The following is a 24,705-nucleotide window of genomic DNA, read 5'->3' as shown; positions in this document are numbered from 1 at the left end:
GCGCGCAAGAACCGAGGGCGCCCGGCGTGTTTGGCATCGTCGAGGGCGCGCTACCGGCTCGCGCGGCGCCTTGCCCGGCCAACAGGCTTGGGCGCGGCTGCTCGAGCAGGCCGAGCGCATCAAGGCCAGCATCCGCGCCAAGGTCGAGCATCCCTTCCATGTGGTGAAGAACCTCTTTGGGCACCGCAAGACCCGCTACCGCGGACTGGCGAAGAACACCGCGCAACTGCACACCCTGTTTGCCCTGGCCAATCTGCTGCTGGCGCGCAGGCAGGTTTTGCGCCTCGACACCCGAGGTGCGTCCGCAGTGTGAGAAATGAGACAAAGGGCGGCGTGCACCGTCGGTTTTCGGTCCCTTTTTGCGCCTGCCGACCCAAAACTGCTCGATCTTTGCGCAGTTTGCGACCATGGACATCAACGGCTTCGGCCAAGAGGTCATTTCTTCAGCGCTTCCCTAGCGCCCCAGCTCAGCCGCGGGCTTGCCGTAGCGAAGCGGAGGCAAGGCCGTCGGCTGGAGCGCCTTGTTATACGTACCGACCATAACTTTTGCGTTGAATCAGAATAGCTTTTGTGACGAATAGAAGCAGGGCGCTAATAGCTACAAACGTCCACACCGTTTCATAGAAGAACGACCAAAGATAGGTGACTTGTCCGGTTGATTTCATAACGGCCAGCGTAAGCAGAACCGTGCTCAGAATAACCCCGATGAGCGCGAATACAACGATGAGATCTCTTTGCTCTTTGTCTTTTGTTGTGTCTTGATGGAACGCAGAAATGCCATCACGGAGCATTGCGCTGAAAAGTGAAAGGCTCGCGAAGGGCCATGCAGCCAAGGTCTTAACATCTTGAGACTTGCCGAGAGAAAGCAGTACGAGGATCCAGACCAACACAGGCAGCAGCACAAACGCGACCTCGTAGGACGCTTGGATCATGGAGCCTGCAACCGCTCTCCATCCCTTGATTTCCGGCGCTGTCATTGTCTGTACGTATAACGATCAACTTGAGGGGCCGGGCACAAGGGGCGCGCAGCGCCGCTTGTGAACGGTCCGCTCGAAGTTGTGGTTAGGCGCCATTCTCGCCCGGCTGCGGCACCTCTTGGGGGGCAGCGAGCGGCGGTGGCTCCAAGCGAGGAACGAGCTCAATATTCGCTGGGCCTTGGACAATCATTTGCTGGGCTATCTGAATGAACGCGACTCCCTTGTGGTTTTCAATCAACTTGAAGGCTTGGGTGGAGCCTAGTGTGTGGATGCAGGCATGATGCACTGTGAGCACGGCGTCCTGAAGGCGAGGGTTGTCTTCGAGCATTGAAATGTTCAGACCGATCGCCTTACACTTGTCCGCGGAAAGATGTCTCGCGTGCGACTTGGTTAGCGCGTGATCAGAGAGTTCAGTCACTATCTCTGATGCCTTTGCCACTGGATCGACGTGATCCTTGAGCATGCCTCGCACAAGCCATTCACGGACCATGTCCGCTGACCATTGAATGGCTTTCTCACACTCACCAATGAGTGTGGGATGATAGCGGGCGATGATAGGCTGCCAAAGCGCGACCCTCGATGGGTCTTCCGAAATCTCCTGGGCGGCCCGCTTGAACTCCTCCACAACGCCGTGCGCAGGGAGGTTGCTGAACTGCGGATCGATTGGCCCAAGGCTAGATTGCTTACCCATGATGATCTCGCGCGCCGAACACGCGATCATCGTGCCGGCCGACATCGCCAACTGGGGGACTATGGCGCGAATGTTCGTGCCAAACATCGAGTACAAATAGTCCACGAGCGACTCTGTAGCCGCGGTTTCTCCCCCTGGTGTATGAAGAAGTAGATCGAGGCCTCGTTTGCGGTCTAGGCCATGAATTACAGTCATGAAGCCATTCTTGTCAGCGTCATTAACCTGTACACCTACCATTCCTGGCTTCTGCAGCCAGCCGGAGTAGTACAGGATGACATTGCGGCCAGTAACTCGTTCGAGACGTTGGAGATACTTCCGCCGAATGACATCGAACGTGCTGCCCTTAGTCTTGATCTCTTCGAGTAGCTGGTGCCAGCTGGGCATATTTCTCTCCTTGGTCCGACCACGACGATGAGTCGTCTACGCGAATGAAGCACAATGGCGTCTCTTGTTGTTCCGCCGTAGCCGCGAGGCGACGGAACTTTTCGCGAGAAGCGTCATTGGCAAGCCCTAGGGCCGAGAATACTCCTTCGATTTCTGCTTGAGTTAGTGATGGCATTTGCTTCTCCCGTGGTGCCTAAAGTTGGAATTCAGCGGATGGCAAAAAGCGCAGCTTTTTGATGGTCTGCTGGAATGACTTGTTAAACCATTGTAGTGTGTTGAGCAGACCACACGATTAGCCATGACCTGTGTTCCATTGATAATCCAGCTGGCGCGCAGTTGCTTCTGCAAGTATCGGCGTGCACAAGCAACCCACAAGATAAAGGCACATATCGATGCCGGCCGAGATGCCAGCTGATGTGATGACTCTGCCCTGTTCAACCCAGCGAGGGCCGTTGATCACTTCTAGGGCGGGGAACAACTCCGCGAGTTCGGCTTGATCTTCCCAGTGTGTGGTGACACGCCCTCTGCTGACGACGCCAGCTTTGGCCAGGATGAACGCACCGGTGCACACGGAGGCGACCCACTTAGATGAGTTGCCGCACCGCGAGACCCATCGCAAGACTTCTGGCTTGAGAAGTTCGTCTGTGACGACGCCCCCAGGAATGATCAGAACATCAATGTCTGGGTGGCTGTTGATTTTATAGTCGGGCGCGATGCGTAAACCTGCTCGTGCGCGAACCGGTGCCAGGTTCTCCGCAACAGAGAAGACTTGAAACGGCTCTGCCTTTTCCGGATGAAGCCGCTTATGGACTCTGCTGCTGGTAGTGAACACCTCAAATGGGCCAGCGAAGTCCAACGCCTCCACTTCAGGGAAAAGGTAAATGCCGATGCTCTTGCTCATGCTGCGTGTCTATTGGCTTAACGTTTAGCTTGAGGGGCGCGGAGCCGGCTTTTTGGCGGAGCGTCCCTCTCGAAGCGAAAGTTAGGCATAAGGCTCGAAATCAGAAATTTGAACAGGATAAAGTGCATACCAGTTCTGTTTGTAAACGGCTTCTCTATCAGTCGGTAGGTTTTCTACCGTGGTCAAACCATCACCGGGTAAGCCGCTAGTTTGATTGACGACTAGACAGGTGAGAGGTGGTAATTTGTTGTCTTTGCAATACTTCATAATGCAACCAAGAATGTGAGCGAATACACCCGCCCCTTCAAATTCAAGGTGTGTTGCAAGGTGACCATAAGTTAAGGTTTGGCGGTTATGCGCGGCGCCTACCAAGATTTGCCAAACTTGCATTGCTCTTTCACTTCTAGTCATGCTGCCCCCATTAATATATGCCTAACGCAATGTATCCCGCAGATGCTGCCGGATAAGCTGGCCCGTGCGGGATATTCTGGCCAGGGCTTGCTCGGCGAAGCGGCTCGCAGACTGGCTTCCAGACGGATAGACTGTCCAAAAACACAGGTATAAAGGAACCATGGAACCCGGCATGCCTGCGCTGCGCTCGGTTCGCCTGCTCGATCAGCTGCGCGAGCGCATCGCTTGCGTACACTATAAACAAACGCTGGGCTGCCTCGAGCATTCTTGGACGCGGCCGCCTCGGCGGAATCGTAGCGGCGGACCTTCCCGATCCGCATCGACGGCAGCAGCGTCTCGGAGTGCTGGTGCCGCCGCTGGCGCGTGGCACTCGGCTCGTACCCGAGCATCATCGCGACTTCGGCGTCGTTCCGCAGCAAGCGCACCCCCTCTTTTGAGCGGCCGCGCGACGAGATCGTCTCGTTGCGTCACTCCACAGTCCATCCGGCTGGGTGCGGGAACGGGCGGCCGTACTGAAATCGGCAAGTGCACGACCGTCCGCGTCGGTCCGTGCGTGGACCTATCAGCCGCAGGGGACTTCGCAGGCGGAGCTCCGAGGCGGCGGGTTGACGCCGCCACCCGCACCCCACCACGCACTACGTCGCACCCAAATCCACCGAACTTAAGCCTGTTGGCGTGGCAAAATCCATAATATAGTTTGTCGCTTTTGTTCGTGTATCGAGGTCTTTCCCTAGTTGATCTCAATACTGTGCAAGCGCCCAGTGCATCCTACGGGATCTGCACAATGACATCCACTCGGCGGACTTCGCCGGGACGGCGCGTCACTAAGGCGCGCCCAACGCCTTCACACGGCGACGCAAGCTGCCGCTGCCCGCCCTGGTGGCGGCGGTGCTGTCCCAGCGAAACCAGGCACAGGTTAGGGCGCGGAACTCATCTCTGCACAGAGATATGAGCATCAATTGATCGAGAGACCGATGGGCGTGTATTCACTGGCCTCGTGTGGCCCGCGCGCGCCCGCGCATCGCCGCCGAAACCCGTTACGCGAAGTACCTTCGGTTCCTAGGAGCCTGTCGGACTTGAACTGATTCGCGTGAGCATCTCCCCGACTGAAACCGGGTTTGCACATTTATTGAGCAATTTCGGCCTCTCGATGCATGAATTTCACGGGTTTGAGGTCTTTTCAGCGGTCTTTCAGGCCCTTTGGACGGAATTCGGGCGCAATACGGCCATGCGTTTCAAATTCCACGCCAGGCAGACCAGCGTCCATTCGTTGCGGACATTGTCCAGTCCGCGCAGCAGGAACTGCCGGAACCGCATCACCGACTTGATGATGCCGAATACTGGCTCCACCGTCTGCTTGCGCAGCGCATAGGCCTGCTTGCCGGCCTGCGTCTTCAGGGTGTGCGCCATTTGCGCCACCGGCGTGGCGTCCTCGGGAAGGGGTTCGGGCTCGCTGAAGCGTTCCCTCCAGTGCGGGTGGTGGCCTTCCCTGCCTGCGGCAATCAGCGGCTCGATCCCGGCTTCGATGCAGGCCTGGACGTTGTTCTCGCTGTGGTAGCCCGCGTCGGCCAGCAAGGTGGCGGGGCTGTTCAGCCCTTCGGTCAGTGCCTGGACCTTCTCCAGCATCGGCTCGACCTGTTGTTTGTCGTTGGCCGCCTGGGTGACCTCGGGGGCCAGCACCAGCATCGTTTCGGTGTCCACCACCGCCTGGGCGTTGTAGCACTGCTCGAAGCCGCCACCGGCGACTTTCATGATCCTCGATGCGTCGTCGGTGAGGTTGACCTGGTCTTGCTCGCACGGGGCCGCGCTGGGCGGCGTGGGCGGCTTGCCGCCGGGTTTCCTGCCGGACTTCGCCGCCTTCTCCTCCCGTGCCTTGAGCTTGGCCTCGAATTCGGCCTGCTCGCGTTCAAAGCGGGCCTTCGCCCGCGCCTCGATCCTGGCTTTCGCCTCGGCAATGGCCTTGAGTTGATCTTCCCTGCGGGCGATCTCGGCGGGCACGCTCAAGCCTTCGGGCAACTCGCTCTGGTCGGCCGATTCGGCCAGGGCCAGGAGTTCCTGGACTTCCTGCTTGAGCTGGGTTTCGAGCTGGTTCGCATGGCTATACGACAGAGCACTGTGGCGCGAGGCGTTGGCGTGAATCTTGGTGCCGTCCAGGCTGACGGTGCCAAATTGGCTCAGGCGGTTGGCCTGGGCGATCTGCAGCACCTGCACGAACAGGGCTTGGAACTGTTCGCCAAAGCGGCGCCGGAAGGTGGCCAGGGTGTCGTGGTCGGGATGGCGGTTACAGGCCAGATAGCGAAAGGCCACGGAGTCGTAGGTGGCCTGCTCGATGCGGCGGCTGGAGAACACGCCGGTGGCATAGCCGTAGATCAGCAGGCTCATGAGGCTGGCGGGGTGGTAGGCGTCGCTGCCGCGCCCGGCATAGCGCTTCTCGATCGCCGTGAGGTCGAGGCTTTCGATGACGTTGGCGATGTAGCGCGCCAGGTGGGTCTCGGGCAGCCAGTCTTGCACCGAGGGCGGGAAGAGATATTCGCTGTCGCGGTCAATCGGTAGGAAGCGGGCCATGGGGCGTCAGCAGGATTCGGGTGGGGGAATTTTATCGGCTCTCGGCGGGGGAAAGACCGACAGGCTGCTAGAAAAATCAAAAACTTACGCGTCCTCACCCGGTGCAAATCGCGGCGGGCAGGGCGGTCCGGCGGCGCATCATCCAGGCCCTTGCGGGCGCCACCGACGTGGTGTTCAGCCACTTCCACGGCGATCATGTCCCGCTGCTCGATGCCAACCCCTACCAGCTCGCGTTCTCGCAGCTGCCGCCCGGGTTCGGCGCCCTGCGCGCATGGAGCCTGTCGCCCGCAAGCCAGACCCCCACCAGCCAGGCCCGCGCACGCGCCCTTGCGGATCTCCTGGGGCCCCGCTTCCAGGTGGCCGAGGGGCTGGCCGACGGCCCCATGCGCTTTTCCCGCGGCATGCCCCACGGCATCGGCGGGCTGCCCTTCGGCAGCGTCATGCTCACCCGCATCGACCTCGGTGGACGCATCTTCTTGCATGCCTCCGACATCCAGCTGATCGACGAGGTCACCATCGACTTCATCCTCGGCTGGGGCGCGCACTGGGTCCTGGCCGCCGGTCCCGCCCTCTACCAGGACGGCCTCGATGAGGGGCTGCGCGCCCGCGCCCGCGCCAACGCCCTGCGGCTGGCGCGGGGCGTGCGCACGCTGATCCTGGATCACCACCTGTTGCGCTCCCTGGAAGGGGAGGACTGGATGGAGGGAATCGCGCGCGAGGCGGGCCGCAGGGTCCATTGTGCCGCCGACTTCATGGGGCGCCCGCGATGGCTGTTCGAGGCGCGCAGGAAGGAACTCTACGCGACCCTGCCGGTGCGCGAGGGCTGGCACGCGGACTACGCCCGGGGACTTGCGCGGGTGGAGGATTTCGCCCCGCTCCATGCCTTGAGCTGAGGATCCGGCACAACAACGCAGGGCGGGCTTCCAAAGGCTAAGCGAGGGTCAAACGGGCGAGCAGGACATAGACCAGCACGCTTGCGGCCAGGCCCAGGGCAAACATGGCGGGATGGCGGTAGCGGTGCGCCATCGGAATGAGTTCGTGGATCGAGACGAAGATCATCGCCCCGGCGGCGAAGGCAAGGAAATGCGCGTTGAGGGCGGGCGCAAGGCCGACCGCCACCAGCCCGAGGATGGCCCCCACGGGCTCGGCCAGGGCGGACAGCAGGGCGGCCCCGAAGAGAAACCTCTTGCTCCGGGTCAGCACCGCCGGCACCGACATGGCGAATTCCTCCGGCAGGTTGTGCAGCGCGATCGCCAGGGCCACGAGCAGGCCGAGCGCGGGGGAGGCCACGTAGGCATTGGCCATCGCGAAGCCTTCCGGGACGTCGTGCAGCACGAGGCCGAACACCACGAGGTAGACGGAGCGGATGAGCGCCATGTCCACCATGCCCTTCTCCTCCACCAGGTGGATGTGCGGGATGATGAGGTGCGCCGCCCACACAAGCCCCGCGCCCAGGCCGGCGCTGGCAAGGGTCTTGCCGGCCCCCATCAGCGCCGTCGACTCGGGGATCAGCTCCAGCACCGAGATCAGGATCATGATGCCCACGGAGAAGCCGATGCCGGCGCCAATGGCCCGCGGGTTCTCGCGCACCCACAGGGCAAGGGCGACGCCAAGGGCGGTCGTGAGGAAGGACATCAGCGACAGCAGGAGAACGGCCTGGTGGGTCGCGCTCATCTGCCAGGCCTGGCTTGAATTCCCGCCCTCATTTCGAGAGCACGATGATGACGGCCACGAGGATGCCGGCGCCCAGGCAGTCGACGATCTCGCGCAGTTCGGATGATTCGGTCCGGGTGTGCTTCGGCTCCGGGGTGTCGGTACCCCACTGGGACCTGTCGTTCACTGCCGGCCTGTTCACGCAGGCGGCAAGCATCAGGGAAGAGAGCGGAAAGAGGGTGCGCAGCAGACCTTTCATGCGGTGTCTTGGGCTATCGAAAATCATGATCATGAGGGCAGGCAGCGCGACGGCGAGCGCGGCATGGAGCGGCCAGCACTTGCGATGGGGCGACAGGCCAGCGCGGCTGGAGCAGGGCGAGGGTGACATTGTCGCCGCCCCCCCCCGCGTTTCGCCGCGAGGGCTTCCGACCGCGCGCAGGCGGCCGACGGGTCAGGCTCGGTGAGCAGCTCCTGCAACTCCTCGCTACGGATCGTGGCCCGGAATCCGTCTGTGCACAGGATGAAGTGCGCGCACAGGCCGTCGTAGTTGCGGGTCAACTCTTCTTGCTCGGCCAGGTTGTTGAACGTCGCCGAGAGGCTGTCGGTGCGGTGCTCCTTGGGAACGCCGCCGGCCATCCACAGCGCCGCCTGGAAGCTCTCGCCGCCGATCACGACGCTGACGTGGCGACAGCCGCTGTGCGCGAAGGCGAACGGGTAGAGCCGATGTGCGAACGCAGCGCCGGCGATCACCACACCGGGTTCGTCGGCCACCGTGAAGTCCTACAGCCCGAGACATCCCGGCGGATGCGCCTGGGCGAAGAACAGTTCGCGCTCCTCGCCGTGCCCGGCGTGCCACTGCCGCATGCGCCGCTGCAGGGTCCGAAGCGCCGCTTCATCGAACTCGTCTGGGCGGCGGCGCTGGAGGCACTCCAGCACCATCACCGCCGCCAGCCCAGGCTTGGCTTCGAGCAGCGGGATGACCTCGCTGCTCCACACGTCGGCCAGCGGATCCTGGCGCGTTCTCCAGTTCCTCGGCGGCCGCTGCGACGGCAACGCCACCCTGGTCTCGATGCGACGGGCGCTGGCCAAGCTGATTAAGGTTGAGGTGCGAACCCACCAACTTTGTCTGAAGGAAACCACGATGACCCACGCCACTATCGCACTGAACGAGCTCGACGAGAAGGGGGCCGACATCGGCGTGCTGCGCCAGATCGACGCCACCTACGTCAAGACCCGCGAGGCCGGCCGCATCGTCTGCGTGGCCGTCATCATCGCCGTCGGTGTCAACACCGAGGGCCAGCGCGAGGTGCTGGGCATGAAGGTGGGCGCCGCCATCGGCATGGAGCAGAACGATGAGGGGTCGCTGCATCGCCGGTATATGCAGCTTGAAGGCCTGCAGTCGCTCTGCGATACTGCCCCGACTCGGCTGTCCGCTGTGGCACGCAAAGTACCGTGTAGCTCAGCCTGTCCGGGCTGTGGACCTACACCACGTCGCGGGACGCGACCCATGCCATATCGGCTTGGAGACTGACAGGCATGGGCCTTCCTGCGCAGCGCACCTCGACAATCGTGAAAGAATTGTGACCTCCAGAAATGAGCCCGGCGCATGGCGCGGGGGTCACCGTCATGCAAACCGCATCTATGCAAATCGAACGGGTCCGCTCCTACCTCCTCGATCTCCAGACACGCATTCTCGAAGCGCTGCAGGCGGCAGACGGTCAGCCGTTCCGCCGCGATGCGTGGACGCGACCTGCCGATTCGCCGCTGCAGGGCGAGGGCATCAGCAGTCTGATCGAGTCTGGCGCGCTGCTGGAGCGCGGCGGCTGCAACTTCTCGCATGTGCGCGGCCCCAGGCTGCCGCCTTCGGCCACCGAGCACCGGCCCGATCTGACAGGGGCGCCGTTCGAGGCGCTGGGCATTTCGCTGGTGTTCCATCCGACCAATCCGTATGTACCGACGGTGCACATGAATGTGCGCATGCTCATGGCCAGCCCCGAGGGCCGGGCGCCGGTGGCGTGGTTCGGCGGCGGCATGGACCTCACGCCTTATTACGGCTTCGAGGAAGATGCCCGGCACTTTCACCGCACCTGCCAAGCCGCGCTCGCGCCGCTGGGCGGCGACCTCTATCCGCGCTTCAAGACCTGGTGTGACGAGTATTTCTTTCTCAAGCATCGCAACGAGCCGCGCGGCATCGGCGGGGTGTTTTTCGACGATTACAGCGAGGGCGGCTTCGATCAGGGCTTCGCGCTGATGCGCGCGGTGGGGGACGCCTTCCTGCCCGCGTACCTGCCCATCGTCGAACGCCGCCGCGCCCTGCCCTATGGAGAGCGCGAGCGCGACTTCCAGGCCTTGCGCCGCGGGCGCTATGTCGAGTTCAACCTGGTTTGGGATCGGGGCACGCACTTCGGCCTGCAGTCGGGCGGGCGCACCGAATCCATCCTCATGTCCATGCCGCCCATCGCGAAATGGCGCTACGACTGGCATCCCGAAGCGGGATCGCGCGAAGCGCAGCTTTACGACGTCTTTCTCAAACCGCGGGACTGGGCGGCTGCATGAACGATACCGTCCAGGCGACCTCCCGGCGCATCGGTCTGCTGGGCGGCAGTTTCGATCCCGTCCACAACGCGCACCTGCAACTCGCCGAGAGCGCCTGCAGCGAGCTGGCACTCGACGAGGTCTGGTTCATCCCCGCCGGGCAGCCCTGGCAGCGCGACCCGCTGGCAGCCAGCCCGCAGCAGCGCTGGGACATGGTGAACCTGGCCATCGCCGGGCGCCCCGGCCTGCGCGCCTGCGACATCGAGCTCAAGCGCCAGGGACCGAGCTATACCATCGATACCGTGCAAGCCCTGCGCGCGGCGCATCCCGACACGGCGTTTACTTTCATTATGGGCGCCGATCAGTTGCGCAACCTCCCGACCTGGAATGGCTGGGAAAACATCGTCTCCCAGGTCGATCTGGCCGCTGCACGCCGTCCGGGGTATGACCATACCGCGCCGCCGCAATTGCTCGCGGCGCTGGCTGCCAGCGGGCATCGTCTGCACCGCCTGTCGATGCCGGAGATCGACCTGTCGGCCACGCGCATCCGCCGCCATCTCGCCCGCGGCGAGTCGCTCCACGACCTGGCCCCGGCTGCTGTGGCACACTACATCGAACAACACCATCTCTACACACGCTGAAACCGCATGGATATCCGCAAACTGCAACGCACCATCGTCGACGCCCTCGAAGACGTCAAGGCCCAGGACATCGAGGTGTTCAACACCGAAGAACTCACCAGTCTGTTCGACCGCGTCGTCGTCGCCAGCGGCACGTCCAACCGCCAGACGCGCGCCCTGGCCAGCAGTGTGCGCGACAGCGTGAAAGCCGCCGGATTCGAGGTGCGCAACCCCGAAGGCGAAGAAACCGGCGAGTGGGTGCTGGTGGACTGCGGCGCGGCGGTGGTGCACATCATGCAACCCGCGATCCGCGCGTATTACAAACTTGAAGAACTGTGGGGCGCCAAGCCGGTTCACCTCAAGCTCGGGGCGGCCCGGCGCGCTGGTCCGAAGGCTGCCGTCAGGGTGGAAGCCAAAGGCCCGGACAGCCGCCCCGACCCAGCCGAAACGCAAGCCAAGGCGCCAGCGCGCAAGACGGCTGCCAGCAAGACCGCTACCCGCAAACACCCGGCGGCGAAGAAGGCCGCGGCGAAAACCACCCGCGCCCGCACCTCGCCGTATGGCGAAACCGCTGCCGAGAAAAAGCGCGTGACCCGCGTGGTCGGCACTGCGGCTGGCGCGCGCTCGGCCCCGGCGGCCCCGGCCCGCAAGCGGGCGCAGCCCGCCGAGGCCCCGGTCGCTGCGAAGCGCCCGGCCGCGCGCAAGGCCGCCCCCACTGCGGCCAAGCGCCCCGCCGCCAAGAAATCCGCATCTCCTGCTCCGGCCAAACGGGTTGCGGCCAGGAAGCGCGCGTCCTGATCGTCGCAAGGCAGGCCGACCCGACGCGGTTTCTCACGCATGAAATTCTGGCTTCTCGCCGTGGGCCAGCGCATGCCACGCTGGGTGGATGAGGCCTACGCCGATTACGCCAAACGCCTGCCGCCCGAAACGCCCTTGCTGCTCAAGGAAATCCGGGCGGAGGTGCGCAGTTCCAGCCTCAGCGCCGAAGCCGTGATGGAGCGCGAGGCGCAGCGCATCGAACCCGCTCTGCCCCCCGGAGCCCGCGTCATCGCGCTGGATGAACGCGGACAGCGCCTCACGACTGCGGAACTCGCCGGGCAATTGCAGCAATGGCGTCAGGAGGGCCGCGATGTGGTGCTGGTCATCGGCGGCGCCGACGGCCTGGCCCCGCGCATCAAACACAAGGCTGACACCTTGCTGCGACTGTCTGACCTCACCCTGCCGCACGGCCTGGTGCGGGTGCTGCTGGCCGAGCAGCTCTACCGCGCGCACAGCCTGCTGGCCGGACATCCCTACCACCGCGCCTGAACGCCGCGGTTCGCCGCGCGGGGGATAATCGCCTTTCCCGTTTCGCTCGTGCCGATCATGCCGCCTCTTACCGCCGACTCGCTCTGGGCCGATATGCTCGCCGTGCGCCAGCAACAACCGCTGGTGCACAACATCACCAATTTCGTCGTGATGAACTACAGCGCCAACGCCCTGCTGGCCCTGGGCGCCGCGCCGGTGATGGCGCATGCCCGCGAAGAAGTGCGCGACATGGCAGGCATCGCTCAGGCCCTGGTGCTCAACATCGGCACGCTGTCGCCCGAGTGGATCGAGGCGATGGTCATGGCGCTGCAGACCGCTCGCGCGCGCGGCCTTCCCGTCGTGCTCGATCCGGTGGGCGCCGGAGCCACGCCCTACCGCAACCAGGCCATCGCGCAACTGCTTGCCGCGGGCAGCCCCACGGTGTTGCGCGGCAACGCCTCGGAGGTGCTCAGCGTCGCCGGGGTCCAGAGCGCCACTCGCGGAGTCGACAGCGCCATTGCGTCGGACGATGCCTTACACGCGGCGCAGGCACTGGCGGCGCATCTCGGCGCAGTCGTCTGCGTCAGCGGCGTCACCGACCACATCCTCGCGCCCGATGGCCGCCATGCGCGCCTGTCCAACGGGCATGTCTGGATGACGCGCGTGACCGGCGTAGGCTGCTCGGCCAGCGCGCTGACCGGCGCGTTCTGTGCGGTACAGGCCGACGCATTCCACGCCACCACGGCGGCGATGGCCTACCTCGGCGTGGTCGGCGAGGTCGCCGCCGAGCAGGTGCGGGCACAGGGCCGCGGCGTCGGCCAGATGCAGATCGCCCTGCTCGACGGTCTGCAACTGCTCGACGCCCAGACCTTCAAAGCCCGGCTGAGGCTGCACCACGATGAATGAGCCACGCCCGCGCTGGCCGCTTGCCGTGCTGCGGCTGCACCTGGTCACCGATGCCGCGCTGTGCGGCCCGCGCGGGGTGCAGGCCGTGGCCGCCGAGGCAGTGCGCGGCGGCGCCACCTGCGTGCAATTGCGCGAAAAGCATCTGGACACGCGGCTTTTCGTCGAACGCGCCCGCGCGCTGAAAAGCCTGCTGGCACCGCTGGGCGTGCCGCTGATCATCAACGACCGGCTCGATGTGGCGCTGGCCGCGGGTGCGGACGGCGTGCATGTCGGCCAAAGCGATATGCCGCCCGAGGAAGTGCGCCGCTGGATGCCGCAGGCCCTGATCGGCCTGTCGGTCGAAAACCCCGAGCAGGTGCGCGCGGCCGCCGGGCTGCCGGTGGATTACCTCGGCGTCAGCCCGGTGTTTGCCACACCGAGCAAGTCCGACGCCGCACCCGCGCTGGGCCTCGATGGTCTGCGCGCACTGCGGGCGCTGACCGGGCTGCCGCTCGTCGCCATCGGCGGCATCGATCTCGACAACGCCGCACAGGTGATGCGCGCGGGCGCCGATGGCCTGGCCGTGGTGCGGGCGCTGTGCGCCGCGCCCGACCCCGCCGCCACGGCCCGCGCGCTGCGCCAATTCACCGACCGACCCGCTCTCCGATGACCCCGAAAGAACCTCAGCCTGACATCGTCCCGACGGCGCGCTACGCCCGCGTGCTGAGCATCGCCGGCTCCGACAGCGGCGGCGGCGCCGGCATCCAGGCCGACCTCAAGACCATCGCCGCGCTGGGCTGCTATGGCATGACCGCCATCACCGCCATCACCGCGCAGAACACGCTGGGCGTGCGCGCCATTCACGCACTGCCGCCGGAGCTGCTCGCGCAGCAGATCGACGCGGTGGTCGAAGACATCGGCGTGGATGCGGTGAAAATCGGCATGCTGCACGACGAAGGCGTGGTGCAGGTGGTGGCCAACGCCATCCGCCGCCACCGCTTCGCCCAGGTGGTACTCGACCCGGTCATGGTCGCCAGCAGCGGCGACAAGCTGATCACCGCATCCACCGTGGACCGGCTCGTCGATACGCTTTTCCCCCTGGCCACACTGATCACCCCCAACCTCGACGAAACGGCCTGGCTGCTGCGATTGAACGCCATAGACGCCGACGCGCTGGAGGGCGCGGCGAATCGACTGCATGATCTGGGCGCGCACGCCGTGCTGCTCAAGGGAGGCCACCTGTGCGGCCCGCAACTCACCGACCTGCTGCGTCTGCCCGACGGCCGCCTGCTGCGCTGGGAAGCGACCCGCATCCCCACGCGCAACACCCACGGCACCGGCTGCAGCCTGTCTTCGGCGATTGCCTGCCATCTCGCCCTGGGCGCGCCGCTGGCCGAGGCCGTGGCGCTGGGCCGCGACTACGTGCGCCAGGCGCTGCGCGCCGGGGCCGACATGCAGCTCGGCCACGGTCACGGCCCGCTCGATCACGGCCACGCGCCACGGGCGACCCGGCGGCTACCGCTTTAAGCTGTTCCGGGCCGTCTCGCAAAACCGGCTGGAGCCATGCGCTCTCACTGCGGTCCTGTGCTCGTGCGGGCGCATGATCGACCCCACAGTAAGTTATCTCGATTTATTGATATACATCAATCTATGCGATTCACAAACGCTTAGCCTCATCTCGAGTCAAACTTGGCTCAGAACTTTTTTGGGAGTTTGCCATGATGTCCACGAAACCCTTTTTAAGCGCTCTATCTCTGAGCATCCTGCTTGCAGGTGGAGGGCTGGCAGCAGGCTCGGCCTATGCCCAAACTCAAAAACAGGAAACCATTTACGGCAGCCAGTTGATGACGCAAAAGGAACGTCAGGAATATCGACTCAAGATGCGCGAGGCGAAAACCGCCGAGCAGCGCGAACAGATCCGGGCGGAACATCACAAGCTGATGCAGGAACGCGCCAAGGAGCGCGGCGTCCAGCTACCCGAAGTGCCCCCCGCGCAAGGCATGCATCAGGGGATGGGTCCAGGTGGAGGCATGGGCCCCGGTGGTGGAGGGATGGGACCTGGCGGTGGAGGGATGGGGCCAGGCGGCGCAGCGAAACCCTGAATCAGCCAACATTCAAGCACCCGCGACTCTCCGATAGACCTGCGCAAACCGCCCCTGCTCGACCACGCCGTAATCCCCCGGCGCGTATTGCAGCAACCAGTCGCCGGGCTTGCCATGCAGCAGATCGCCGCCTGCGCTGCGGGCCATGCGGAACGCGTGCGGCATTTGCCGCGCAAGTACCGGGATGGGCCGGTTGACGTAGGTACCATCCTGCCCCATCGATATCGCCTCGAGGGGTTGGTAGCGGGCTTCGAAACGGGCGCGCGACACACTCCAGCGGTCGCCGGTGGCGCTGGTGACGATGGCGTCGCCCGCGCCATAGCGATTCGGTCCTTCCCGGCTGCGCAGTTCACCAGCAGCCGTGGCAAACCGTACCTGTACGGTCTCGTGCTTGATGTAGGCAGCCGCCAAAGGGTCGTGGCGCAGATCCACATCGCCCGGCAGGAACGGCTGCGCATCTTGAGCAGACTTGCGGGTCGCATCACTTGCCATCGAGCACCTCCCAGCGTTCCAGCGCGTGAAGCAGTTCTTCATCGATCTGCGCGTAACGCTCCTGCATCTCGCTGATATTTGCAGCAACCGATGCATAAGTTGCCGGATCGGCCAATTGATCGGACAGCGCTTTCTGTTCCGCCTCGAGCGCGGCGATGCGGCCGGGCAGTTCCTGCAGCTCGCGCTGTTCCTTGTAGCTCAGTTTGCGCCTGGCCGGGGCCGTGGGAGGAGTCGCCTGTGCGGGCGCCGCTGCGGACTGCGATGCCCCACGCTTGCCTGCACTGCCTGCAGCCGACTTGTTCAACTGCGACTGCAAGGCGCGGGCGCGCTGCGACTGGGTGAGCCAGTCGGTCACGCCGCCTTCATACTCGCGCCAGCGGCCCGGGTCGCCCGCGGTGGATTCGCTGACGATCGTGCTGGTGACCACATTGTCGAGAAAGCGCCGGTCATGGCTGACCAGAAACACGGTGCCGGGAAAGTCCTGCAGCAACTGCTCCAGCAGTTCGAGGGTGTCGATGTCCAGATCGTTGGTCGGCTCGTCGAGCACCAGCACATTGGCCGGGCGGGCGAACAGGCGGGCAAGCAGCAGGCGGTTGCGCTCACCACCCGAGAGCGACTTGACGGGCGAGTTCGCCCGCGCAGGCGAGAACAGGAAATCGCCCAGATAGCTCATCACATGCTTGCGCTGCCCGGCCACTTCGACCCATTCGCTGCCCGGGCTGATGGTGTCGGCCAGCGTCGCCTCGGGGTTGAGCGCAGCGCGCATCTGGTCGAAATACGCCACCTGCAGGCGCGTGCCCTGCCTGACCGTCCCGCCATCGGGTTCGATCTCGCCCAGAATGAGCTTGAGCAGCGTGGTCTTGCCCGCGCCGTTGGGTCCGATGAGACCCACCTTGTCGCCACGCAGGATGGTGGCGGAGAAATCGCGCACCAGCACACGTTCGCCATAGGCTTTGTTCACACCTTGCAGCTCGGCCACGATCTTGCCGCTGGACTGCCCGCCATCCACATCGAGCTTGACTCGCCCGAGCGATTCACGCCGCGCCGCCCGCTGGCTGCGCAGCGCCTCCAACCGGCTGATGCGGCTCACGCTGCGGGTGCGCCGCGCTTCCACGCCCTTGCGGATCCACGCCTCCTCCTGCGCCAAGAGCTTGTCGGCGCGCGCGTTCATCACCGCCTCATCGGCGAGTTCCTGCTCCTTGCGCGCCTCATAAGCCGCGAAATTACCGGGATAACTCCGTAACTTGCCGCGATCGAGTTCGACAATGCGGGTCGCCACATCATCGAGAAACGCCCGGTCATGGGTGATGAGAATCAGGCTGCCGCGAAAACCGGTGAGCAATTCCTCCAGCCAGGCGATGGCGTCGAGGTCGAGGTGATTGGTCGGCTCGTCGAGCAGCAGCATATCGGGCGCGGCCACCAGCGCCTGCGCCAGCGCCACACGCTTTTGCATCCCGCCGGACAGACTGCCCACGCGCATGGCACCGTCGAGTTGCAGGCGCTGCAGGGTTTGATCGACCCGCGCTTCCCAATTCCAGCCGTCGAGCAGTTCGATGCGGGTCTGCAGAGCGTCGAGGTCGTCGTCCGGCGCGTGTTGCTCGAAGCGGTCGCGCAGGGCGCGGGCTTCGGCCACGCCTTCGCCCACCACGTCGAACACGGTGGCATCGGCGTCGAACTCGGCTTCCTGCGGCACATACACCCGGCGCAGGCCCTGCTGCACCTGCACCAGACCGTCGTCGGGCGGCTCCAGCCCGGCCAGAATGCGCAGCAGCGACGACTTGCCCGTGCCGTTGCGACCGATCAGGCCGACGCGCTCGCCCGCCTCCAGCGCCATCGCGGCGTGATCGAGCAGGGCCACATGGCCGAAGGCGAGCGACAAATCAGAAACGGAGAGGACGGCCATGCGCAGCTCGGCTTGCGAAAGAATGGACGCACATTGTGCCAGCCGGTCGACGCTACCATGCGCCGATGGATTCCCTACGCGCTGAACTCGCCGCGCTGGCCGCGCGGCTGATCGTCGAAGACGGTCTGGACTATGGCGCTGCCAAACGCAAGGCCGCCAAACGTCTGTTGGGCGAACGCCGGGCGCACGATGCCCTCCCCGGCAATGATGAAATCGAGCAGCAGGTGCGCGAAGAACTCGCCCTGTTTCATGCCGACACCCAACCGGCGCAGTTGCTGCAGTTGCGCCGCGCCGCCCTGAGGCTGATGGAAGAGTTTGCCGCGTTCAATCCTCATCTGGCCGGCGCCGTCTGGCACGGCACGGCCAACGAACACTCTGGTTTGCACGTACTGCTGTTCACCGACGACAGCAAGGGCGTGGAGATTCACTGCATCGACCGCAGAATCGCCTTTCAGTTGGGCCAGGCCCCGCACTACGCCGGGCGCGGCCGCGTCGAGCAACTCACTCTGCACTGGCTCCTGGAGCCAGAGAAAGGCCATGACGAACGCCCGGCTGTGCTTGCCCACCTCAGCCTTTACCCGGAAAAAGACCTGCGCGGCGCCCTGCTGCCCGATGCCCAGGGGCGCACGCCCAGAGGCACTTTGCATGCGCTCAGGCAACTCCTGAACGCAAGCGCCAGTACTGGGGAAAACCCGACAAACTAATGCACTTCTGCGGCCATGCACAATGCGGGCGGTCTGATTCGTACACCCCAGCCCCATGAACAAAGTCAACATCTGGATTTCTGCCGCCATCATCCTGCTCATCGCCGCAGTGCTCGGCAATGCCTGGTTTCAGCGCGAACGCAACGTGCCCGTGACCGTTGAGAACAATGCCGTCCAGTCGTTTTTTGCTGACAAACTCGACGATCTTCAGGGAAAATCCATCGATCTATCCCAATACCGCGGCAAACCGCTGGTGATCAACTTCTGGGCGAGCTGGTGTCCGCCCTGCATTGCCGAAATGCCCGATTTTTCCGAGTTTTACCAGCAGAACAAAGACAAAGGCATAGAGATGGTCGGCATTGCGCTCGACAATCCCGCCGCGGTGCGCAGCTTTCTGAAAGAACATCCGGTGAGCTACCCCATTCTGCTCGGCGGCATGAATGGCATCGCCCTGAGCACCAGCCTGGGCAACAAGCAAGGCGGGCTGCCCTTCACCGTGGTGCTCGATGGCAAAGGGGACGTCGTGTTTCAAAAGCTGGGAAAAACCTCTCTCGACGAGCTGAAAGAAGCGGTACCCTTCGGTCACTGAACCCCCTTGCATCACGCGCTCGTTTGTCAAATCCCAACCCTGTCATTGCTTCTCCATGAGCCTGCCGCGCATCCTCGTTCTCCACGGCCCCAACCTGAACCTGCTGGGGCAGAGGGAACCGCATATTTACGGCGCGACCACGCTGAGCGACATCGATCAGTCGCTGCACACGCTGGCTGCGGAGCTGGGCGTCGAAGTGCTGACCTTCCAGAGCAACCACGAAGGCGCGCTGATCGACCGCCTGCATGCGACGCGTCTGGACGGCACGCGCTTCGTCGTGATCAATCCCGCCGCCTACACCCACACCAGCGTCGCCCTGCGCGATGCCATCGCGGCCACCGATCTGCCCTTCATCGAGGTGCATCTGAGCAATGTGTACCGCCGTGAACCGTTCCGTCATCGCTCGTACTTTTCCGATCTGGCCACGGCCGTGATCAGCGGCTGCGGCGCTCACGGCTATGCCCTGGCCCTGCGTCACATCGTGGCCATTCTTGGGAATGGTAAAAATTGATGGTCTAATGCGACACTTATCAGCGACTTAACGACAGATCATGGATTTACGCAAACTCAAGACTTTGATCGACCTGGTCTCCGAATCCAACGTCTCCGAACTGGAGATCACGGAAGCCGAAGGCACGGTCCGCATCGTCAAGGCGCAGCCGCAACCCATCGTGCAATACGCCCCCCTGCCTGCGCAGATGCCGCTGCAATACGCACCGCATCAATACGCACCGCCCGTTGCCGAGGGTGCGGCGTCCGCAGCCCCGCCCTCCCCTGCTGCGGCACCTGCGGCCGAAGAGCATGTGCTCAAGTCTCCCATGGTCGGCACCTTCTACCGCGCGCCCTCTCCTGGCGCGGCTCCTTTTGTCGAAGTAGGCGACACGGTGAAGGTCGGACAGACGCTGTGCATCATCGAGGCGATGAAAATCCTCAATGAGATCGAATGCGACAAGGACGGCGTGATCAAGGCCATTCCTGCCGAGAACGGTCAGGCGGTGGAATTCGGTCAGCCGCTGTTCATCATCGCCTGATGGAGCGGCGCGGGGCTGCAATGCCTGCTGCCCTCGCGCTTGCCGTGCCGGCCATGCCCGCTTCCGACGGGTGTCTGGCCCTTCCCGGTTCCTGAACGGACAACGCGCATGTTCAAAAAAATCCTCATTGCCAACCGTGGCGAGATTGCTCTGCGGGTGCAGCGGGCCTGCCGCGAAATGGGCATACAGACCGTGGTGGTCTATTCCGAGGCCGACCGCGACGCCAAATATGTCAAGCTCGCCGACGAGTCCGTGTGCATCGGCCCGGCTCCTTCGGCGCAAAGCTATCTGCACATGCCGGCCATCATTTCCGCCGCCGAAGTGACCGATGCCGAGGCCATTCACCCCGGCTATGGCTTTCTGTCGGAAAACGCCGACTTCGCCGAGCGGGTGGAGAAGTCCGGCTTCGCCTTCATCGGCCCGCGTCCCGATTCCATTCGTCTGATGGGCGACAAGGTCAGCGCCAAACAGTCCATGATCCGCTCGGGCGTGCCCTGCGTGCCCGGCTCGGAAGGCGCTCTGCCCGAAGACCCGCGCGAGATCACCCGCATCGCACGCTCCATCGGCTATCCGGTCATCATCAAGGCGGCCGGCGGTGGTGGAGGCCGCGGCATGCGCGTGGTGCACACCGAAGCGGCGCTGCTCAATGCCGTGGCCATGACGCGCAGCGAGGCGGGGGCGGCGTTCGGCAATCCGGCGGTGTATATGGAGAAGTTTCTGCTGCAGCCGCGGCACATCGAAATCCAGGTGCTGGCCGACACCCACGGCAACGCGCTGTGGCTGGGCGAGCGCGACTGCTCGATGCAGCGCCGCCATCAGAAGGTGCTCGAAGAGGCCCCGGCGCCCGGCATTCCGCGCCGATTGATCGACCGCATCGGCACGCGCTGCGCCGATGCCTGCAAGAAGATCGGCTATCGCGGCGCGGGCACTTTCGAGTTTCTGTATGAAAACGGCGAGTTCTACTTCATCGAGATGAACACCCGCGTACAGGTCGAACACCCCGTCACCGAACTCATCACCGGCATCGACATCGTGGTCGAGCAGATCCGCATCGCAGCGGGAGAAAAACTCACCCTGCGCCAGCGCGGTGTGCAGTTCACCGGCCATGCGATCGAATGCCGCATCAACGCCGAAGACCCCTACAAATTCACCCCCTCGCCGGGGCGCATCACCGTGTGGCACGCTCCGGGCGGCCCTGGGGTGCGGGTCGATTCGCACGCCTATGCCAATTATTTCGTCCCTCCCAACTACGATTCGATGATCGGCAAGATCATCGTGCACGGCGCCACGCGCCAACAGGCGATTGCGCGCATGCGCATCGCCCTGTCGGAAATGGTGGTGGATGGCATCCAGACCAATATCCCGCTGCACCGCGAACTGATGGCGGATGCGCGCTTCAATGAGGGCGGCACCAGCATCCACTACCTCGAGGAATACCTCGCCGCGCGGCATTCCGCCTGAGATGCCCCGATGACGTATTGCGAAGTCACCCTCCCCGTCGGCGAAGAGCAGGCCGACCTGCTCTCCGACGCCCTGATGGAACTCGGCGCCTTGAGCGTGAGCGTCGAAGACCGCTTCGGCGACACGGCGCAGGAACAGGCCTTGTACGGCGAACCGGGCATGCCGCCACCCAAGGGTGCCTGGGCGCAGTCGCTATTGCGCGCACTGTTCGAGGGTGAAGCCCAGGCCGATGCCGCGCTGGCCGCCCTGCTCGCCGAAGACCTGCTGCCCGATCTGCAAGACGTGCAACAGTCCACGGTGGAAGATCGGGATTGGGTGCGGCTGACGCAGTCGCAGTTCCAGCCGGTGTCGATTGCCGACGCGCTGTGGATCGTGCCGAGCTGGCACGAGCCGCCCGCCGCCGACGTGCCCATCATCCGCCTCGATCCCGGCCTTGCCTTCGGCACCGGCACTCACCCCACCACGCGGCTGTGTCTGGAATGGCTGGCGCGCCAAAAGCTGCGCGGACAGAGCGTGCTCGACTACGGCTGCGGCTCGGGCATTCTGGCCATCGCCGCCGCCAAGTTCGGAGCCGACCCCGTGGTCGGCGTGGACATCGACACCGACGCGGTGCAGGCCACCGAAACCAATGCGGCCGCCAACGCCGTCACCCTGCAGTCCGGCCTGCCCGACAGAGTGGCTGGTGCGCGCTTCGACATCGTCGTCGCCAACATTCTGTCTGCGCCGCTCAAGCTGCTGGCGCCAGCGATAACCGCGCATGTGCGCCCAGGAGGATGGTTGGTGCTCAGCGGCATACTGGAGCGGCAGGCCGAAGAACTGATCGCCGCCTACGCGCCCCATTGCGCGCTGCAGATCGACAAATCGCTCGATGGCTGGGTCTGTCTCGCGGGCCGCACGCACCCCTGAACGACGCATGGCACAGGCCACCCGCTGTCCCCACTGCCAGACCGCTTTCAAGGTGGTGCGCGACCAGCTCCTGCTGCGCGAAGGCTGGGTGCGCTGCGGCCATTGCGGCCAGCCGTTCAATGCTGTCGATCACCTCATCGATCCCGCCCAGGAGCCGCCGCCCGCCCCTGCCGCCGAGCCCGAGGCCCGCGCAGAACCCGCACCGCCGCCCGCGCCGTATCCAGAGCCGCGAACCGACACGGCGCCGCTGGCAGCGGGCCTGCGCTGGAGCAACATCTCACTGGACCAGCCGCCTTACCAGGGCTTCCTGCCATTGAGGGCCCAACCCTACGACTTTACGCCCAGGCCTGCCGCCGCAGACGCGCCAGTGCGCGACGACGATGCCTGGCCACAACACGCGCCTTCGCCTGAGGGCGACCGCGCCGCCCCGGCGCCGCAAGCGGACGAACCGCCCCCGCAAGCCGATCTCGATCTCGATGCCGCGCCGCTATCCGAGTTCCATCTGGAGGACGCGCTCAACTATCGATTCGAAAACACCGATCCGCTGGAGAACCTCGCGCCGGGGGGCGCAACCACGGCCCAGGCCGAACCCGAATTTCTGCGCAAGGCCCGCCGCCAGGTCTTCTGGGACGGCACGCCGGCGCGCGCCGCGCTCGGCGTCATCAGCCTGCTGCTGCTTCTGGTGCTCGCCACACAGTCCGCGCTGCACTGGCGCGACAACCTGGCGCAGCAATGGCCCGCCAGCCGCCCGTGGCTGCAACAGCTTTGCGCCATGACCACCGGCTGCGAACTGGCCGCCCCGCGCGATCTTCATGCTCTGGTCATCGATTCCTCGGCGCTCAGCCCGTCCGCCAGTGGTCTGCAGCTCAGCATATTGCTGCGCAACCGGGCCGACCGCAGCGTGGCCTGGCCCGCGCTGGAACTGACCCTGACCGATGCGCAAGGCGTGACCCTGCAACGCAAAGTGGTGCAAGCCGCGCAGTATCTCCCGACTGCGGCGGCCACCGATCAGACCCTGCGCGAGGGCCTGGCCGCCGGTCAGCAGGTGCAATTGCTGCTGCATGTCGAGATCAGCGGCCCGGCTCCAGCGGGTTACAAGCTGGTGCTGTTCTATCCGTGAACGCGGAACACGGCGTCGAGCGACGCCTGGTAGGTGTCGTTCACCATCAGCTCGTCCCAGGGCAAGGGCGGCTGCGTGGGCAGCAGATCGAGCCGGCGCTGCGCGCTGCGGGCGTCGGGCGCCCACAATCGGCGCTCCAATGCTTGATCGAGTTCGCGCAACAGCCCGTCGAGCGGCCTGCCGCCGTCGATCACGCTCTGGTTGCACACCAGCATGGCGTCGCATCCGGCCTGCAAACCCTGCAACGCGGCCTGACTGAGACTTTGCCCTTCCGCCCGCGCCGCGGCCATACCGAGGTCGTCGCTGAGGATCGCACCGGTGAAGCCGATGCGCTCGCGCAGGATGTCGCGCAGCCATACGGCGCTGAAACCGGCAGGCTGCGCATCCACCTCGGGGTAGATCACATGCGCGGGCATGACGGCGCGCAGCTCGGGTGCGAGCCATTGGTAGGGCGCTGCGTCGGCGCTCAGGATGGCCTCCAGGGAGCGCGTGTCGCGGGCCACGGCCACATGCGTATCGGCGCGAACATGACCGTGGCCGGGGAAATGCTTGGCGCAATGCGCCATGCCGGCGCGCGCCAGACCCAGCATCAGGCTCTGCGCCAGCACCGTCACCACGCGCGCGTCGGCATGAAAGGCGCGATCGCCGATCACGCTGGAGCCGCCCCAATCGAGGTCGAGCACCGGTGTGAAGCTGAAATCGACGCCGCAGGCCCGAAGCTCCGAAGCCAGGACGAATCCGCACGCGGCCGCGCGCCGCATCGCGCCGGGCGCGTCGATCATCCAATGCGCACCCAGTTCGCGCATGGCCGGAAGCGGCGTGTAGCCATCGGTGCGAAAGCGCTGCACCCGCCCGCCCTCGTGGTCGACGGCGATCAGCAGATCGGGTCGCACCGCCTTGATCTGCGCGCACAGGGCGCAGAGCTGCCCGCGGCTTTCCCAGTTGCGCGCAAACAGCACCACCCCGCCCACCAGCGGGTTGCGCAGCCGCTTACGCTCGGCAGCGCCGAGCTGCAGCCCGGCCACATCGACGATCAGCGGTGAGTGCATCGGCAAAGGCACGGATTCAGGTCTTGAGCTGAACGGTCACTTCCGCCACGACCATGGCCAGCGCGGTGTCGGCCTCGTCGGAGACCGAGACGTGAAAGCGCAGCTGGCGCGCCTCGCACCAGTCCTTGAGCGCATCGTGCAGCACGATGACCGGCTGTCCGCTGGGGCGTTTGAGAATCTCGCAATCGCGCCAGCGCATCGGGCCGTGAATACCCAGGCCGATGGATTTGGAGAACGCCTCCTTGGCGGCGAAGCGCGTGGCCAGATAGTGGATGCCGCGCAGCCGCAGCAAGGCCTTGCGCCGGTGGTATTCGACGAGCTCGTCCGCACCGAGCACGCGCTGTGCGAGCCGGTCGCCGTTGCGCTGCACGGCGGCGTCCATGCGCGAAATGGAGCAGACATCGGTACCGATGCCGTAGATCATGCAGACCTCGGCACA

The 24,705-nt window shown here is 64.7% G+C and carries 27 protein-coding genes and 3 pseudogenes; 18 read left to right on the top strand and 12 right to left on the bottom strand.

Features of this window, described 5'->3' with window-relative positions; genetic code table 11:
• Positions 1-82 precede the first annotated feature (82 nt).
• A pseudogene (locus RBR52_RS04190) lies at positions 83-313 on the top strand (transposase); the annotation flags it as partial.
• Positions 314-524: 211 nt separating this feature from the next.
• Here RBR52_RS04190 and RBR52_RS04185 read toward each other — a convergent pair.
• The 5 genes from RBR52_RS04185 to RBR52_RS04165 form a co-directional block, all read right to left on the bottom strand.
• Positions 525-977, bottom strand: a complete 453-nt coding sequence (locus tag RBR52_RS04185) for a hypothetical protein (protein ID WP_320375940.1) — start codon at positions 975-977, stop codon at positions 525-527.
• 85 nt (positions 978-1,062) lie between these two features.
• Positions 1,063-2,052 (bottom strand): SDH family Clp fold serine proteinase, encoded by a 990-nt coding sequence (locus tag RBR52_RS04180; RefSeq protein ID WP_320375939.1) that lies wholly within the window; start codon positions 2,050-2,052, stop codon positions 1,063-1,065.
• 292 nt (positions 2,053-2,344) lie between these two features.
• Positions 2,345-2,953, bottom strand: a complete 609-nt coding sequence (locus RBR52_RS04175) for a DJ-1/PfpI family protein (RefSeq protein ID WP_320375938.1) — start codon at positions 2,951-2,953, stop codon at positions 2,345-2,347.
• An 81-nt stretch (positions 2,954-3,034) separates the two neighbouring features.
• Positions 3,035-3,343: a hypothetical protein gene (locus tag RBR52_RS04170; protein WP_320375937.1), complete on the bottom strand. Its 309-nt coding sequence runs from the start codon at positions 3,341-3,343 to the stop codon at positions 3,035-3,037.
• 1,212 nt (positions 3,344-4,555) lie between these two features.
• Positions 4,556-5,929 (bottom strand): IS1182 family transposase, encoded by a 1,374-nt coding sequence (locus RBR52_RS04165; RefSeq protein WP_320375936.1) that lies wholly within the window; start codon positions 5,927-5,929, stop codon positions 4,556-4,558.
• A gap of 101 nt (positions 5,930-6,030) precedes the next feature.
• On the opposite strand from RBR52_RS04165, the gene RBR52_RS04160 reads away from it, so the two are divergent.
• A complete protein-coding gene (locus RBR52_RS04160; protein WP_320375935.1) occupies positions 6,031-6,822 on the top strand; it encodes a hypothetical protein in 792 nt (263 codons plus the stop codon).
• Between the two features lie 37 nt (positions 6,823-6,859).
• Here the strand turns inward: RBR52_RS04160 and RBR52_RS04155 are convergent, their stop codons facing one another.
• The 3 genes and pseudogenes from RBR52_RS04155 to RBR52_RS04145 all read right to left on the bottom strand — a co-directional run.
• Positions 6,860-7,603, bottom strand: a complete 744-nt coding sequence (locus tag RBR52_RS04155) for a ZIP family metal transporter (protein ID WP_320375934.1) — start codon at positions 7,601-7,603, stop codon at positions 6,860-6,862.
• A gap of 28 nt (positions 7,604-7,631) precedes the next feature.
• The gene (locus RBR52_RS04150; protein ID WP_320375933.1) at positions 7,632-7,841 is read right to left on the bottom strand and encodes a hypothetical protein; all 210 of its coding nucleotides are present in this window, start codon (positions 7,839-7,841) and stop codon (positions 7,632-7,634) included.
• A gap of 263 nt (positions 7,842-8,104) precedes the next feature.
• A pseudogene (locus tag RBR52_RS04145) lies at positions 8,105-8,677 on the bottom strand (IS21 family transposase); the annotation flags it as partial.
• Positions 8,678-8,792: 115 nt separating this feature from the next.
• On the opposite strand from RBR52_RS04145, the pseudogene RBR52_RS04140 reads away from it, so the two are divergent.
• From RBR52_RS04140 to RBR52_RS04100, 9 genes and pseudogenes are all read left to right on the top strand, one after another.
• Positions 8,793-8,909 (top strand): annotated as a pseudogene (locus RBR52_RS04140) (transposase); the annotation flags it as partial.
• Between the two features lie 299 nt (positions 8,910-9,208).
• Positions 9,209-10,138, top strand: a complete 930-nt coding sequence (gene hemF, locus RBR52_RS04135) for an oxygen-dependent coproporphyrinogen oxidase (protein WP_320375932.1) — start codon at positions 9,209-9,211, stop codon at positions 10,136-10,138.
• Entirely contained in the window at positions 10,135-10,758 is a 624-nt protein-coding gene (nadD, locus tag RBR52_RS04130; RefSeq protein WP_320375931.1) for a nicotinate-nucleotide adenylyltransferase, read from the top strand. Before hemF ends, nadD begins: the two co-directional genes overlap by 4 nt.
• 6 nt (positions 10,759-10,764) lie before the next feature.
• Positions 10,765-11,535: a ribosome silencing factor gene (rsfS, locus tag RBR52_RS04125; RefSeq protein ID WP_320375930.1), complete on the top strand. Its 771-nt coding sequence runs from the start codon at positions 10,765-10,767 to the stop codon at positions 11,533-11,535.
• Between the two features lie 39 nt (positions 11,536-11,574).
• Positions 11,575-12,045: a 23S rRNA (pseudouridine(1915)-N(3))-methyltransferase RlmH gene (gene rlmH / locus RBR52_RS04120; RefSeq protein WP_320375929.1), complete on the top strand. Its 471-nt coding sequence runs from the start codon at positions 11,575-11,577 to the stop codon at positions 12,043-12,045.
• A gap of 57 nt (positions 12,046-12,102) precedes the next feature.
• Entirely contained in the window at positions 12,103-12,930 is an 828-nt protein-coding gene (gene thiM, locus RBR52_RS04115; protein ID WP_320375928.1) for a hydroxyethylthiazole kinase, read from the top strand.
• Positions 12,923-13,579, top strand: coding sequence for a thiamine phosphate synthase (gene thiE / locus RBR52_RS04110; RefSeq protein ID WP_320375927.1), 657 nt, complete (start codon positions 12,923-12,925; stop codon positions 13,577-13,579). Before thiM ends, thiE begins: the two co-directional genes overlap by 8 nt.
• Positions 13,576-14,436: a bifunctional hydroxymethylpyrimidine kinase/phosphomethylpyrimidine kinase gene (gene thiD, locus RBR52_RS04105; protein ID WP_320375926.1), complete on the top strand. Its 861-nt coding sequence runs from the start codon at positions 13,576-13,578 to the stop codon at positions 14,434-14,436. Before thiE ends, thiD begins: the two co-directional genes overlap by 4 nt.
• A 191-nt stretch (positions 14,437-14,627) precedes the next feature.
• Positions 14,628-15,011 (top strand): hypothetical protein, encoded by a 384-nt coding sequence (locus RBR52_RS04100; RefSeq protein ID WP_320375925.1) that lies wholly within the window; start codon positions 14,628-14,630, stop codon positions 15,009-15,011.
• 12 nt (positions 15,012-15,023) lie between these two features.
• Here RBR52_RS04100 and RBR52_RS04095 read toward each other — a convergent pair whose 3' ends face one another.
• Both RBR52_RS04095 and RBR52_RS04090 read right to left on the bottom strand, forming a co-directional pair.
• The gene (locus RBR52_RS04095; RefSeq protein ID WP_320375924.1) at positions 15,024-15,503 is read right to left on the bottom strand and encodes a PGDYG domain-containing protein; all 480 of its coding nucleotides are present in this window, start codon (positions 15,501-15,503) and stop codon (positions 15,024-15,026) included.
• Positions 15,493-17,406: an ATP-binding cassette domain-containing protein gene (locus RBR52_RS04090; protein WP_320375923.1), complete on the bottom strand. Its 1,914-nt coding sequence runs from the start codon at positions 17,404-17,406 to the stop codon at positions 15,493-15,495. Before RBR52_RS04090 ends, RBR52_RS04095 begins: the two co-directional genes overlap by 11 nt.
• Before the next feature lie 65 nt (positions 17,407-17,471).
• Between RBR52_RS04090 and RBR52_RS04085 the strand changes: the two genes are divergently transcribed.
• From RBR52_RS04085 to RBR52_RS04055, 7 genes are all read left to right on the top strand, one after another.
• Positions 17,472-18,110, top strand: coding sequence for a hypothetical protein (locus RBR52_RS04085; RefSeq protein WP_320375922.1), 639 nt, complete (start codon positions 17,472-17,474; stop codon positions 18,108-18,110).
• Between the two features lie 55 nt (positions 18,111-18,165).
• Complete coding sequence (locus RBR52_RS04080; RefSeq protein WP_320375921.1) at positions 18,166-18,699, top strand: TlpA disulfide reductase family protein; 534 nt, start codon at positions 18,166-18,168, stop codon at positions 18,697-18,699.
• A 55-nt stretch (positions 18,700-18,754) separates the two neighbouring features.
• Positions 18,755-19,210, top strand: coding sequence for a type II 3-dehydroquinate dehydratase (gene aroQ / locus RBR52_RS04075; RefSeq protein WP_320375920.1), 456 nt, complete (start codon positions 18,755-18,757; stop codon positions 19,208-19,210).
• A 40-nt stretch (positions 19,211-19,250) separates the two neighbouring features.
• Positions 19,251-19,730 carry an acetyl-CoA carboxylase biotin carboxyl carrier protein gene (accB, locus tag RBR52_RS04070; RefSeq protein WP_320375919.1) on the top strand — a complete coding sequence of 160 codons (480 nt, stop codon included), beginning with the start codon at positions 19,251-19,253 and terminating at the stop codon, positions 19,728-19,730.
• Between the two features lie 108 nt (positions 19,731-19,838).
• On the top strand, positions 19,839-21,191 hold the full coding sequence (gene accC, locus RBR52_RS04065) for an acetyl-CoA carboxylase biotin carboxylase subunit (RefSeq protein WP_320375918.1): 1,353 nt from the start codon (positions 19,839-19,841) through the stop codon (positions 21,189-21,191).
• A 9-nt stretch (positions 21,192-21,200) separates the two neighbouring features.
• Positions 21,201-22,097: a 50S ribosomal protein L11 methyltransferase gene (gene prmA, locus RBR52_RS04060; RefSeq protein ID WP_320375917.1), complete on the top strand. Its 897-nt coding sequence runs from the start codon at positions 21,201-21,203 to the stop codon at positions 22,095-22,097.
• Between the two features lie 7 nt (positions 22,098-22,104).
• Positions 22,105-23,217 (top strand): DUF3426 domain-containing protein, encoded by a 1,113-nt coding sequence (locus RBR52_RS04055; RefSeq protein WP_320375916.1) that lies wholly within the window; start codon positions 22,105-22,107, stop codon positions 23,215-23,217.
• Here the strand turns inward: RBR52_RS04055 and nagZ are convergent.
• Together nagZ and acpS are read right to left on the bottom strand one after the other, a co-directional pair.
• Positions 23,208-24,266, bottom strand: a complete 1,059-nt coding sequence (nagZ, locus tag RBR52_RS04050; RefSeq protein ID WP_320375915.1) for a beta-N-acetylhexosaminidase — start codon at positions 24,264-24,266, stop codon at positions 23,208-23,210. The genes RBR52_RS04055 and nagZ overlap by 10 nt on opposite strands.
• A 16-nt stretch (positions 24,267-24,282) precedes the next feature.
• Positions 24,283-24,690, bottom strand: coding sequence for a holo-ACP synthase (acpS, locus tag RBR52_RS04045; protein ID WP_320375914.1), 408 nt, complete (start codon positions 24,688-24,690; stop codon positions 24,283-24,285).
• Positions 24,691-24,705: the final 15 nt, after the last annotated feature.

The sequence above is a fragment of the Thiomonas sp. genome (assembly GCF_034007205.1).
In the GTDB taxonomy this organism is placed as follows: domain Bacteria; phylum Pseudomonadota; class Gammaproteobacteria; order Burkholderiales; family Burkholderiaceae_C; genus Thiomonas.
The sequence above is the reverse complement of the archived record's forward strand: the minus strand, read 5'-3'. Positions and strand labels throughout refer to the sequence as shown.